Source organism: Kitasatospora sp. NPDC033851, from assembly GCF_055576085.1.
Window position 1 is genome coordinate 56,255 of sequence record NZ_JBVIRL010000005.1, and the last position, 12,292, is coordinate 68,546.

The window sequence follows — 12,292 nt, forward strand, 5'->3', positions numbered from 1 at the left end:
CGCGTGTTCAAGAGCTCCATAGGCAGGGCCGCGGGCCCCGCCGTCCTCACCGTCATCCTCGCCGGGGCCGCCGCGTGCGGGCCGACCAGCCCCGGAACCTCCCAGACCGGCGCCGCCCCGGCGGCCGCCACCGTCGCCGACGCGAGTCCGACCGCCGCCGGGGGCAGCCCGGCCGCGGCCGCGCCCGCAGGCGGCGTCCCGCGCGCCAAGGCGGCCCCGCCCGCCACCAGCCGACCGACCGCCGGCCAGGCGGCCGTCACCGCCGCACCCGCCGGAGACCGGCAAGCCGCGATCGGCAGCCCCGGCAAGGACGGCGCCGCGGTCACGGCGGCGACGAAGAGCCTGCAGCTGACCGCGTACGACCCGGCGGGCGGCACGGCCGTCCTGACGGCGGCCGCCGGTCCGGCCCCGACGGGCGCGGCCTCCCCGAGCGCTGCCGCTGTCCCGTCTCCCGCCGCGCCGTCTCCCGCTGCCCCGTCGACCGCTGCCGCCCCGTCAGCCGCTCCCGTTGCGGCCGCCGTCCAGCCCGGCCAGCTGATCGCCAGCCCGCCCACCGCCGCCGCGCCGCAGGGCGCGCTGGTCGCCGTCACCGCCGTCCACCCCGGCGCGGGCAACACCCTCAACCTGGCCACCCGCCCCGCCACCCTCGCCGAACTCCTCGGCGGCACCGAGGCCGACGGCAGTGTGCCCGTCGACCCGCACGGCATCACGGTGACCCCGCTGGTCAAGGACCTCAAGGCGACCGTCGGCGCCGACCTCAACGGCGTGCAGGCCGACGCCTCCGGCACCCTGGAAGTGAACCTCAAGGCCCCTGTGCCGCTGCCCGAAGGTGCCAGCCTGGACGCCTCCGGCTCGCTCCAGCTCCACCCGGCCGTCCACTTCGCCTACCACGGCGCCGCCGCAGGCAGCCCGCGCACCGCGTCGATCGGCTTCGACCTGGGCGCCCACGCCCAGTGGAAGGTCACCGGCGACGTCACCCGCAACACCGGTGCGGCGCCCATCCGTGTGCCCTTCGCCAAGCTGCAGGCCAGCCCCGTACTGACCGTCGCCGGCCTGCCTGTGGTCGTCAACCTCGGCCTGACCTGCTACCTGGAGGTCAGCGCCGACGGCCAGGTGCACCTGGAAGCGGAACAGGACGCGACCGGCACCTGGGCCGTCCGCGCCGACTACACCGGCGGCAAGGGCTGGACCCCGGTCACCAACGCCGAGACCAAGGTCACCCCGGTCCACGTGCGGCTCAACGGCAAGGCCGGCGTGCGGGCCGCGCTCGGCGCCGAGATCAGTGTCGGCCTGTACGACACCGTCGGCGTGGAGACCACCGTCGCCCCCTACCTGAAGGCCCAGGCCGAAGGCTCCCTGACCGTCTCCTCAGGCAACCCGCCGCAGGCGCAGGGCAGTTGGTCGCTGCTCGGCGGCGTCGACCTGAACGGCGCGCTGACCGCCCACCTGAAGATCTTCGGCACCCCGATCATCGAGGGCAAGCTGCCGCTGCCCCCGTTCCACCGCGAATGGCCGCTGATCGCCGGCTCGGCGACCCTGCCGGCGCCGAAGCCCAGCGCGAGCTGACCAACCGTCATCACCACGAGCCCCTCGACCTGTTCACCGGTCGAGGGGCCCGCTGTCGTTGTCGCCCTCCGGGCGCCGGGCCCCAGGGGGTGCCGGTGGGTGGAGGGGATGGGGCCGCCGCTCGAGCCTCTTCTGTCATGCGCATTTCTACAATTCGGTGTCGTGGTCGCCCGCGCAGGATTTCCTCCGAGGGCGAGGCCGGATCGTGTCGAGGCCGGATGGTGTCGAGGCCGGATGGTGTCGAGGCCGGATGGTGTCGAGGCCGTCGCGCTCGAAGCTCATGCGAGGTTGCCAATCCGGCGTGTGAATCACTCTGATGACAGGAGAACGCACATGTTCCGAAAGGTCCTGAGCACAGCCACCATCGCGGCCACCACGGTTCTGGCGGCCGGACTCGCCACCGGCTCGGCGCAGGCCACCGACTTCTGGCAGGCCTGGGGCGCGGGGTCGTACCACGCCAGCTCGGACTTCGTTCCCAGCGGTGGCCTGGTGCACATCGGCGGCTGGGCCTGCGAGGGCGGTTCCGCCCACAACTTCTACGTCTCGCTCGTCAAGACCAGCGGCTCCCAGAAGGTGTTCTCCAGCTACAGCTGGGACGTGGACGGCAGGGACCACGTCGACCCGCGCGGCATCGGGGTCAACACCAGCACGGCGTACTACCTGCGGTGGTACGGGAACGGCTCGGCGCCCTGCTCGAAGGCGTTCGCGACGAACTGACCGAGGACGTCCAGCACGAGGGGCCCGCGCCGTCGGGCGCGGGCCCCGCCCTCCGCTCCGGTACCGGAAGGAACGGTCATGCGCCGGACCCGCCCCGTCATCCTGCTCTCCCTGGCCGCGGCGCTCGCCGCCTGCGGCCCCGCGGGCTCGGGCTCGCCCGCGGCCCCCGCCCCGGCGGCCGCCACCACCCTCCCCGGCACGGACGCACCGCGGGTCGCGGTGATCGCCCAGGGGGAAGTGGACGGTATCCCCTGGCAGGTGGACCTCCTGGCCGAGAACGGGCAACTCTGCACCCAGGCCTCGGTCGACCACCGCGCCACCGGGCACGGCTGCGACCCGCCGGTCTCGAAGACCGTCCCGGTCAACGTCGCCGTCGACGGCCTGGACGACCGCGTCCTGCTCGTGTACGGCGCCGCCGACCCCAGCGTGGCGGGCCTCCTCGCCCACAGCAGCGCGGGCGCACCCCGGCCGGTCGCCATCACGGCCGCACCCGGCGGGCGGGGGTTCTTCGCCTACGCGGTGAAGCCGGGTACCGCCACCGACCTCACGGCCCTCGACGCCGGCGGGCGGCAGGTCTTCTCCGCCGGTGACAAGATCCGGCAGTTCGAGGACCCGGCCCGCTGACCCGCCGGTCACCTGCGGGGGCGACCGGCAGTCGGATGGGTTCGAAGGGGGATGCTCTTCCATGAGCTTTGCTCATGCCGGGCGTGGGAGTGACTGTGCCGCGGCGCGCAGCAGCAGGTCGAGCAGGGCGGTGGCGGTGTCCGACGGCTCGGTGGGGGTGAGGACGACCTGGTCGACGGTGGTCGAGGGGCCGGCGAGGGGAATGACGCGCAGGCCGGGCGGCTGGTGGTCGAGTGCGGATTCGACGGTGATGCCGATGCCCGTGCCGGCGGCGACGTGGGCGGCGATGGCGTGCACGCTGTCGGCGGTCCTGATGATGCGCAGGTCGGCCCCGCCGATGTGGAAGGCGGACAGGAGCCGGTCGCAGAGGCCGCTGTTGATCTGGTGGGGCCAGGTGAGCAGGTCGGTGGTGGACAGTTCGGACGCGTGGAGCTCGGCGTGTCCGGCGAAGGGGTGGGCCGCGGGGACGAGTGCCACGAACCTCTCGGTGGACAGGACCCTCGCCCGGACGCCGGTGATGTCGCCGGTCGCCCAGCCGATGCCCAGCCCGATGGTCTCGGCCCGCAGGGCGGTGAGTTGGGCGGTGGTCGGCATGGCCTCCGGCACGATCGCCACGTCGGGGAAGCGGTCGCGCAGTTGCGGCAGACAGTGCAGCAGCAACTGGTGGCCGGTGTATTCGGCGTGGGCGACGACGAGGGTGGCGCGGGTCCGGCCGCCGGCGGCGAGGGAACGTCCGCGTTGGTGGAAGCGGCGCAGCTGGGCGAGGGTGGCGTGGGCGTCGGGCAGCAGTGCTTCGCCGAGGTCGGTCAGCGCCACCCGGCGGCTGGTGCGGTGGAACAGCCGTCCGCCGAGGGTGTTCTCCAGCCGTCTGACGGCGTCGCTGACGGTGGGTTGCCCCCGGTGCAGGCGGGCGGCGGCGCGGCCGAAGTGGAGTTCTTCGGCGACGGCGACGAATGCTTCCAGTTCGATCCTGTCCACGGGACCAGGCTAACGCGATCGATCGGTGGGGCCGATCGCTGTGTGCCGGAGTTCGGCGTTGATGCCGTGCCGTGCGCGGGCTGTGATGGGTGGGCAAGCGGGGAGCTTCCCCACGATCGACCGGAAGTAGTGAAGAGACATGGCATTCAGTGGTGTTGACCGTGCGCAGGGCGAGGGCGTTGACCGTGGGCAGGGCGAGGGTGCTGACCGCACGCAGGGCGCGGGCGTTGACCGTGGGCAGGAGCCGCCGGAGGTCACGGTGACGGTGGTCTTCCACTCGGTGCACGGGCACACCCGGGTGCTGGCCGAGCACCTCGCCGACGGGGCGCGGCAGGTGCCGGGCGCCCGGGTGTATCTCGTCGAGGTCCGGCCCGAGGACGTCGTCGCGGGCCGCTGGCACGATGCCGAGGTGCTGGCGCTGCTCGAGCGCTCCGATGCGATCGTCCTCGGCTGCCCGACGCTGATGGGCAGCGTGTCGGCGGTGTTCAAGGCGTTCATGGAGGCGGCGTTCACGCCGTTCGTCACGCAGGCGTGGAAGGACAAGCTGGCCGGGGGGTTCACCATGTCCGCGTCGCAGAGCGGCGACAAGCTGACGGTCCTGGAGCAGCTGGCGGTCTTCGCCGCGCAGTTGGGCATGCAGTGGATCGGCGTGGGCGACATGCCGGGCAACAACTGGAGCGGCGGCACCCGCGACGATGTGAACCGGCTGGGTTCGTGGCTGGGTCTGATGAGTCAGAGTCATGCCGATCTGGGGCCGGAGCACGCCGGATCGCGCGGCGACCGGATCACCGCGCGGCGCTACGGCGAGCGGATCGCCCGGTTGACCCAGCGCTGGGTCAACGCCGTGCCGTACGACACTCCCCGGATGACCGAGCACGAGGCGCGCGCCCTGTCGGCCTCCCTCAGGGAGACGGACGGCGTGCCGGCCGTGCTGACCGGCGCCTGACGGCCGACCGGACCGGCGGATCGCGGAGCCTTCTCTCGTCCGTCCGTCACATTCGTCTGCCGGGGTCCGTCGGTGAAGTACCGCAGACCGACAGATGGAAGGACACCGTGATGCTCACCAACGTCATGTACGTCACGCTCTACGTCACCGATCAGGACCGCGCGCTGAGGTTCTACACGGAGCAGCTCGGCCTGGAGAAGCGCATCGACTTCCCGAACCCGGGTGGGCGTTTCCTCACCGTGGGCGTCCCCGGCAGCCCGGTCGAGATCATCCTGTGGGCCGACGACGCGGCCGCGGGGCAGCCGTCCGAGGTGCTGCTGGGCGCCGCGCCCGGTCCGGTCATCCTCGAATCGGATGATCTGCGGGCGGACTTCAAGGTCTTCCGCGACCGAGGTGTGACCTTCGACCGCCCGGAGCCGGAGGACTACAGGTTCGGCATCGCCATCGAGGCCGTGGATCCGGACGGCAACCGCATCTCGCTGCGCGAGCGCGGCCGGGGCGGCAGCGCCGACGCCTGACCTTGCTGCGACGCCTTGGTGCGACGCCTTGCTGTGACGCCTTGCTGTGACGCCTTGCTGTGACACGGTGATGTGACACCCTCGCGGAGGCGTGTTCGCGTACGTCGGCCCCTGAGCCGAGACCTGGCGGTTGTCGCCGGAGGTCTTCGCTCGGGGGCCGACCCGTATTCCGGCTCCCTGAAGAAAGGGTTCCCGCCCGCGCGACATCCTGGCGCCCCACGTAGTCATCAGGGGTATGCACGGGGATCACGGAACAAGAGAACGGGCGGGGACCGCGTGAAATCAGCACAGGAGGCCGAGTACCTGGAGTTCGTGGCGGCGAGGGCGAAGGCGCTGTACCGCTCGGCGTACGTCCTCGCGGCCGGCGACGCGCACCTCGCCGAGGACCTGGTCCAGGAAACCCTCAGCCGGGTGTACGTGCACTGGAAGCGGGTGGCCGGTGCGGACAGCCCGGAGGCCTATGCGCAGACGGTCCTGGTCCGCACCTTCCTCAGCCTGCGGCGTCGGCGGAGCACCGGGGAGCGCCCCGTCGGGACCATGCCCGACAGTGCGGCGTCCGGTCCGGACACCGCGCTGCGGCTCACCCTGCTGGACGCGCTCGGCCAACTGCCGCCCCGCGACCGGGCGGTGCTGCTGCTGCGCTACTGGGAGGACCGCAGCATCGAGGAGACCGCCCGGATGCTCAAGCTGAGCAGCAGCGCGGTCCGCTCCCAGGGCACCCGCGCGCTCGGCAGGGTGCGTGCGTTGCTCGGCGACAGCCTGTCCGACCTGGTTCCGCACTGAGTGCCGCACTGAGTGCCGCACTGAGTGCCGCACCGAGTGCCGCACCGAGTACCGGTGCACGCAGGTCAAAGCCGCCACACAGCCCCCAGCAGCGACAGAAAAGGTGACGCCAGCATGCCGTTCGAAGCAGACCTCGCACATGCCCTGGACCGCACGACCGACTCCCTCGACCCCGATCTCACCACGCTCATGCGCGGAGCCGTCGAGCGCGGGCGCAGCCGCCGGCGGCGGCGCACCGCCGGCGTCATCGCCGGGGTCGGTGCCTGCGCCGTGCTCGCGGCCGCCGGCCTGGTGATGCCCGGCGCGCTCACCTGGGGCCGCTCCGCGGGATCCGACATGGAGACCGTGGCTGCGCTGGCGACGCCCCGTTCCGCGATCACCGACACCCAGATGATCCAGGCCCTGGAGGCGACGTTTCCCGGGGGCCGGTTCAGCCAGGAGACCGGGCAGAGCAACAACCCCTCGGACCCGTCCGGCGGGTACGTCGCCAACGGTGGACTGGTCCTGGACGACGGTCAGGGCGCCGCCTTCGTCGGCGTCTCTGCCGTGCGGCTCAAGCTGCCGCTCAGGGACGGCGACGGGCTGAGCTGCGATCGGACGCCCGCGCGCGCCAAGGGTGACATCTGCACGCTGAGCGAGCTGCCGAGCAGTGCCGCGATTCCCGGCGGTGCCGTGGTGATGGCCGAGCAGAACGCGGCCAAGCACCCGGCGGGTGCCGACACCGCCCACCGCTGGACGGTGACGGTGACCCTGAAGTCGACCGGCGCGCAGCTCCAGATGGTGCAGTGGAACAGCACCGGCGGCGGCACCGGCAGCGAGACGCCGAAGCCGACCCGGGCCGCGCCCCCGCTCACCGAGCAGCAGGCGGTGGCCGCACTCACCGGTGCCACCTGGGCGCCTATCCTCGGCGCCCTCGCCTGACGCGTTGCCTTGCCGAGAGCCCGTGGCGGAGAGCGGGAAGTCGGGTCGGCCGACTTCCCACTCCTTTTCCTTCACGCGGTGGCGGTGGGGGTCGGAGCGGCCTCCCCGTCCCCTACTCTTCCTCCATGCTCTCTGTGGTGGTGGCCCCTTGGGCGGGCGTGGCGGAGCCGGTATTCGTCCGTAATCCGGATGAACTGCACGACGCCGCGAGCACGATGAAGGTCGCGGTGCTGGCCGCGCTGACCCGTAGCCGGGTGAACCTCGATGCCGAGGTTCCGGTGGTGAACCGCTTCGTGTCCGTCGTGGGCGGGGACTTCGGCAACGATCCGGACTGGGACAGCGATCCGCTTCCCTGGGAGCTGTTGGGTACCCACGTGCCCCTCCGCCTCCTCGCCGAGCGGATGATCACGCACTCCTCCAACCTCGCCACCAACCTCTGCCTGGCCCGCACCACCCCGCAGGCCGTCGCCGACGTCTGGCGCCGCGCGGGGGCGACCCGCAGCGCCAGCCCGCGCGGGATCGAGGACTACGCGGCGCGCGAAGCGGGCGTGCACAACCGGGTCAGCGCCCGCGACCTGGTCCGGCTGCTGCACTCGCTCGCCGGGGAGCCCGAACTCCTCGCGCTCCTCGAAGACAACGACTTCCGGGTGGACCTCGCCGCCGGCCTCCCCCCGGGCACCCGGATCGCGTTCAAGAACGGCTGGTTCCCCGGCGTCCGCCACAGCGTGGGCCTCATTCACCCCAGGGACTGCCCGTCGTACCTCCTCGCCGTCTGCTACACCGGCCCGCTCGCCTCCGGCACCGACCGCACCGATCCGGCCGCCCGCCTCCTGGCCCGCATCTCGGCGGCGGTCTGGGCACGACGCGGGCAGATCAGCAGGGCCGTCGGCGGGGCCACCGGCGGGGCCGTCAGCGGAACCCTCGGCGGGGAGATGAACGGGCGAGGGCCGTCAGCCCGTCCAGCGCCGCTTCGTTGAGCAGGTTGATCTGTACGAACCCGTCGTGCCCGGTGAGTTCGAAGCGCCGCTGATCGAGCGCGAGCAGCCGATCACCCGGAGCCGCAGGCCGGGCGAACCGGAAGTACCCGGTCTCGACCGGCGTGCAGGCCGTCCGCCGGGGTGCTGCCGTGCCCCGCCGTCCCGTACGGATACAAGACGGTCTCCGCGTGCATGACGATCAGTCAAAAGTGGTATGGACTCGGGGCATTCCGCTCACACTGTCGGGGGAGAGCTTGGGGGTGAGCCGAAGTGTCGTCGCGCCTGCGGAATTTCGCCCGACTGGTCACGGGGCTCACTGCCCTGTCGGCCTACGTCGCGTTGCACCTGCTGGTCAGCGTGGGCATGGGCCAGCAGGTGGGCCGGAACGCGACCCTGGCACTCTGGTTCGGGGCGCCCGCCCTGGTGTTGCTCGGGCCGGTCCTGTGGCTGCGCCACCGCCGCCGGTCGGGGGCGGCGGAACTCGTGCGGATCGTCAGCCGGTACGTGCCGCGCCGGCAGCCGTGGCACAGGGCGCTCCGGCTGGCCAACGGCCTGGGACTGATGCTGTTCGGGGGCGGATTCTACGCGGTCACCGAGTCGGAGAAGCAAGGCCACAAGATGCCGCTGGAGGCGCAGTTCCTGCTGCTGTTCGGCGGTCTGGCGGCCCTGGCGGCAGGCTTCCTGATCTTGCGACGCACCCGCCCGTACGCGGCTCGACCGGCGGCCCGGGCCCTGCTGCTGAGCGGCCGCCAACCCGTCCTCTACCTGCGCAGTTTCGGTGACGACGACAGCGCCGCCCAGGTCGACGACGTAGCGGAGATCAACCTCCACACGCGGGAGGAGCAGCTCGCGGGCGCTCTGGGCGCCGTCGGCCCCGTGATCGCGGTGGGCCGGCCGGAGGAGCGCCTGCCGCATCTCGGCGCGGCCCGCTTCTACCTGCCGCTGGACGACTGGAAGCCCACCGTGCTGCGGCTGATGGACCTGTCCCAGCTCATCGTCCTGCGCCTCGGGCAGGGGGACGGGCTGTGGTGGGAAGTCGAGCAGGCGCGAACCACCCAGCCCGCGAAGAAACTGGTCCTGCTGGTTCCGGGCGGCGCCCCGTCCGACCTGGTCGCCCGGCTGAGCGCGTACCTGCCCGAGCCCGTACCGCCGGAAGGGTCGGGCACCGGCGAGCACTGGATCTCCGCCGTCATCGTCTTCGACGGCTCCTGGACGCCCCGCGTGTTCCCGGTGGGGCTCCGGCTCAAGGGGTGGCGGGGCTGGAACCAGCGAGCGAGTCTCGGCGCGAGGGAAACGCCCGCAGCCGAGGTGGCTCGTGCGGTGGGGACAGCGCTGGCGTCCTCGGGGCCGCGTCGGCGGACGATGGTCTTGAGAGCCTGGTTCGTGACGCACATCGCTGCTCACACGGGCTTCGGGCTGGTGGTCGCGGTGGTCCTGGCGGGCTGGCTCGGCTATCGGGCACTGCAGTTGATCGGACTCTGGTGAACACGAACTCTGGGGGAAACGTGGACCATCCGCAGCAAGGCAGCACGTTCGAGAGCACGGGCGGGGGCGGAACGGGGCAGCGCCGGGCCGTGACCGGCTGGGGTGTCGTCGTGACGGTCCTGATCCTCCTGTCGCTGCTGTACGACGTCCTGCTCACGGTGGCAGACTGGCGCGTCTACCTCGCGGTCGAGGACGCCCTCGCGGGGAACGCGACCGAGTCGGAGCTCCAGGCGGCCGATGACTTCTCGAGCTTCTTCACCTTCTGGAAGGGCCTGGTACTGGTCGTCGCGGCCGGCGTGGTGTTCCTGGCCTGGCTGTGGCGGGCGCGGATCAACGCGGAGTCGCTGGGCGGCCCGAGCAGCCAGCGCCGGGCCCGGGGCTGGACGGTCGGTTCCTGGATCACCCCGGTGGCGAACCTGTGGATCCCGTACCAGGTCGTGACGGACATCTGGAAGGCCAGCGCGCCCCGGCGGTCGAATCCCGGTCCGCTGCTCGCCGCCTGGTGGGGAGCGTGGGTGATCGGGGGTTACGTGGGGCGGGCCTACACGTACCAGGTCATGCAGGACGCGCTCTCGGAGGACGATCTGCGCCGTGCCGTGTACCTGGGCACCGTGGCCGCCGCACTCGACGTGCTCGCCGGGGTGCTGATCATCTACACCATCCACCGGATCGGCAGCTGGCAGACCCAGCGGCGCGCTGAAGCACTCCGCTGAGCCTGGTCGGCTGCCGGCTGCCGGCTGCCGGCTGCCGGCAGCCGACCAGGCGTAGCCGTCAGTACGGCTGGACGAGGACGTGCGCCGCGCCCGGGATGCCCACCTTGAGGAGCTCGTCCTCCTCCGGGGTGGTCGGGGTGCCGGTCTCCTGCTTGAGGATCGCGCGGGACAGGCCCTGGACCCACATGGCGCGCGGGCGGCGGCGCTCCTCCCAGGCGGTGAGGGCGGCCGGGACGGTGTCGGCGGCGTCCAGGCTCTGGGCGAGCACGAGCGCGTCCTCGACGGCCATCGCGGCGCCCTGGGCCAGGTGCGGGGTGGAGGCGTGGGCGGCGTCGCCCGCGAGGACGATCCGGCCGACGTGCCACGGGTCCTCGACGGTGACCTGGGAGATCCGCGAGTAGACCACGGCGGCCGGGTCGGTGACCTGCGCCAGCGCCTCGGCGATCGGGCCGTCGAAGCCGGCCAGGCGCTCGCGCAGCTGCTCGTGGGCGCGCTCCGGGTCCGGACGGAAGTTCTCGGCCTCGGCGAACACCGAGCCCAGGTACATGAGTTCCTCGCTGATCGGGGTGAGCAGCGCCTTCGCCTCGAGGTTGCCGGCGGACATCACCACGCCTCGCACCTCGGGGGAACGCGGCAGCGTCACGCGCCAGTTGGCGAAGCCGGTGTACTCGGGGGCGTACGTCTCGCCGTACAGGTGCTTGCGCAGCGGCGAGCCGATGCCGTCGAAGCCGACGACCAGGTCGTAGCGGGCGGCGTGGCCGTCGGTGAGGGTGACGTCGACGCCGCCGCCTGCGCCTGCGCCGCCGCCTGCGCCTGCGCCGCCGCCTGCGCCTGCGCCGCCGCCTGCGCCTGCGCCGCCACCATCGCCGCTGGTGTGGTCCGAGATCGAGGCGATGGTGGTGCCGAAGCGGACGGTCGCGCCGGTCTTGGCGGCCGTGTCGGCGAGGACCCGGGCGAGGGCGGGACGCGGTATGCCGTTGTTGGACGGGGCGTCGCCCATCCGGGGCTGCGGGATCTTGGCGAGGGTGGCGCCGGCCGGGTCGCAGATGGTCAGCACCTCCCACTCGAAGCCGGCGGCCAGGCAGGCGTCCAGGACGCCGATCTCGCGCATCACGTGCAGGGCGTTGGACGGCTGGATGATGCCGACGCCGAGCGCCTCCAACTGCTCGCGCAGCTCGGCGACATCGACGTGGTGGCCGCGCTTGGCCAGGGCGGTGGCGAGGGTGAGGCCGCCGATGCCGCCGCCGTGGACGAGGACGCGCAGGGGTGTGGTCATGCTGGTGCTCCCAGGGAAGTGCGGTTCAGCCGGGGGACGGGTGAGGCTGGGACGACGTGTGAGGCTGGGACGACGTGTGAGGCTGGGATGACGGGTGAAGCTGGGATGACGTATAGCCGGGGGAGGAGGAAGGACGGTTCAGCCGACGGGGGAGGCGGCGGCGAGTTCCATCAGGTGGTCGACCAGGGCGAGCAGCAGGTCCCGCCCGAAGGCGCGCTCGCGTACGTCACCGAGCAGCATCGGCACCTGCGGGTCGAGGTCGAGCGCGGCCCGGATCTCGTCGGGGGTACGGGTGTTGGTGTTGTGGAAGCAGTTGATCGCGACCACGAACGGGATGCCCCGGCTCTCGAAGAAGTCGATCGAGGCGAAGCTGGTCTCCAACCTGCGGGTGTCGGCGATGACGATCCCGCCGAGGGCGCCGTTGACCAGGTCGTTCCACATGAACCAGAAGCGTTCCTGCCCGGGCGTGCCGAACAGGTAGACGACCAGCTCGGGGCTGACGGTGATCCGGCCGAAGTCCAGGGCGACGGTGGTGGTGTCCTTCTGGTCGACGCCGGACAGGTCGTCCACGCCGACGCTGGCCCGGGTCAGGTACTCCTCGGTGCGCAGCGGGGTGACCTCGCTGACCGAGCCGACCAGGGTGGTCTTGCCGACGCCGAAGCCGCCGGCGATGAGGATCTTGACGGCGGCCGGGGCGGCCGGGGCGGCCGCGGGGCTGTCGATGGCGGAGTGGGTGGCGGAGTGGGTGGCGGTGGGGTCGCCGATGGCGGAGCGGGGGGTTGCCATGT

General features: G+C 72.3%; 13 protein-coding genes. 10 read left to right on the plus strand and 3 right to left on the minus strand.

Annotated elements, in window-relative coordinates; all coding sequences use genetic code 11:
• The first annotated feature begins 3 nt into the window (after window positions 1–3).
• The 3 genes from ACZ51D_RS11985 to ACZ51D_RS11995 all read left to right on the plus strand — a co-directional run bounded on the left by ACZ51D_RS11985 (window position 4) and on the right by ACZ51D_RS11995 (window position 2,907).
• A complete protein-coding gene (locus tag ACZ51D_RS11985; protein WP_465662099.1) occupies window positions 4–1,566 on the plus strand; it encodes a hypothetical protein in 1,563 nt (520 codons plus the stop codon).
• A gap of 333 nt (window positions 1,567–1,899) precedes the next feature.
• Window positions 1,900–2,283 carry a hypothetical protein gene (locus ACZ51D_RS11990; RefSeq protein WP_465621988.1) on the plus strand — a complete coding sequence of 128 codons (384 nt, stop codon included), beginning with the start codon at window positions 1,900–1,902 and terminating at the stop codon, window positions 2,281–2,283.
• A gap of 78 nt (window positions 2,284–2,361) precedes the next feature.
• Window positions 2,362–2,907, plus strand: a complete 546-nt coding sequence (locus ACZ51D_RS11995) for a hypothetical protein (protein ID WP_465662101.1) — start codon at window positions 2,362–2,364, stop codon at window positions 2,905–2,907.
• A gap of 72 nt (window positions 2,908–2,979) precedes the next feature.
• On the opposite strand, the gene ACZ51D_RS12000 is transcribed toward ACZ51D_RS11995, so the two are convergent.
• Entirely contained in the window at window positions 2,980–3,885 is a 906-nt protein-coding gene (locus tag ACZ51D_RS12000) for a LysR family transcriptional regulator (protein WP_465621985.1), read from the minus strand.
• 139 nt (window positions 3,886–4,024) lie between these two features.
• On the opposite strand from ACZ51D_RS12000, the gene ACZ51D_RS12005 reads away from it, so the two are divergent.
• From ACZ51D_RS12005 to ACZ51D_RS12035, 7 genes are all read left to right on the plus strand, one after another.
• Complete coding sequence (locus tag ACZ51D_RS12005; RefSeq protein ID WP_465621983.1) at window positions 4,025–4,831, plus strand: flavodoxin family protein; 807 nt, start codon at window positions 4,025–4,027, stop codon at window positions 4,829–4,831.
• Window positions 4,832–4,941: 110 nt separating this feature from the next.
• Window positions 4,942–5,349, plus strand: a complete 408-nt coding sequence (locus ACZ51D_RS12010) for a VOC family protein (protein ID WP_360490436.1) — start codon at window positions 4,942–4,944, stop codon at window positions 5,347–5,349.
• A 276-nt stretch (window positions 5,350–5,625) separates the two neighbouring features.
• A complete protein-coding gene (locus ACZ51D_RS12015) occupies window positions 5,626–6,132 on the plus strand; it encodes a SigE family RNA polymerase sigma factor (protein ID WP_360490434.1) in 507 nt (168 codons plus the stop codon).
• Window positions 6,133–6,246: 114 nt separating this feature from the next.
• Window positions 6,247–7,053 carry a hypothetical protein gene (locus ACZ51D_RS12020; protein ID WP_465621981.1) on the plus strand — a complete coding sequence of 269 codons (807 nt, stop codon included), beginning with the start codon at window positions 6,247–6,249 and terminating at the stop codon, window positions 7,051–7,053.
• 125 nt (window positions 7,054–7,178) lie between these two features.
• The gene (locus ACZ51D_RS12025; RefSeq protein WP_465662103.1) at window positions 7,179–8,030 is read left to right on the plus strand and encodes a serine hydrolase; all 852 of its coding nucleotides are present in this window, start codon (window positions 7,179–7,181) and stop codon (window positions 8,028–8,030) included.
• Window positions 8,031–8,300: 270 nt separating this feature from the next.
• Window positions 8,301–9,515, plus strand: coding sequence for a transferase (locus ACZ51D_RS12030; protein WP_465662105.1), 1,215 nt, complete (start codon window positions 8,301–8,303; stop codon window positions 9,513–9,515).
• Between the two features lie 110 nt (window positions 9,516–9,625).
• Window positions 9,626–10,228 (plus strand): DUF4328 domain-containing protein, encoded by a 603-nt coding sequence (locus tag ACZ51D_RS12035; protein WP_465662107.1) that lies wholly within the window; start codon window positions 9,626–9,628, stop codon window positions 10,226–10,228.
• Between the two features lie 58 nt (window positions 10,229–10,286).
• Here the strand turns inward: ACZ51D_RS12035 and ACZ51D_RS12040 are convergent, their stop codons facing one another.
• A complete protein-coding gene (locus tag ACZ51D_RS12040; protein ID WP_465662109.1) occupies window positions 10,287–11,504 on the minus strand; it encodes an FAD-dependent monooxygenase in 1,218 nt (405 codons plus the stop codon).
• A gap of 138 nt (window positions 11,505–11,642) precedes the next feature.
• Window positions 11,643–12,290, minus strand: coding sequence for a GTP-binding protein (locus ACZ51D_RS12045; RefSeq protein ID WP_465662111.1), 648 nt, complete (start codon window positions 12,288–12,290; stop codon window positions 11,643–11,645).
• Between the last annotated feature and the right edge of the window lie 2 nt (window positions 12,291–12,292).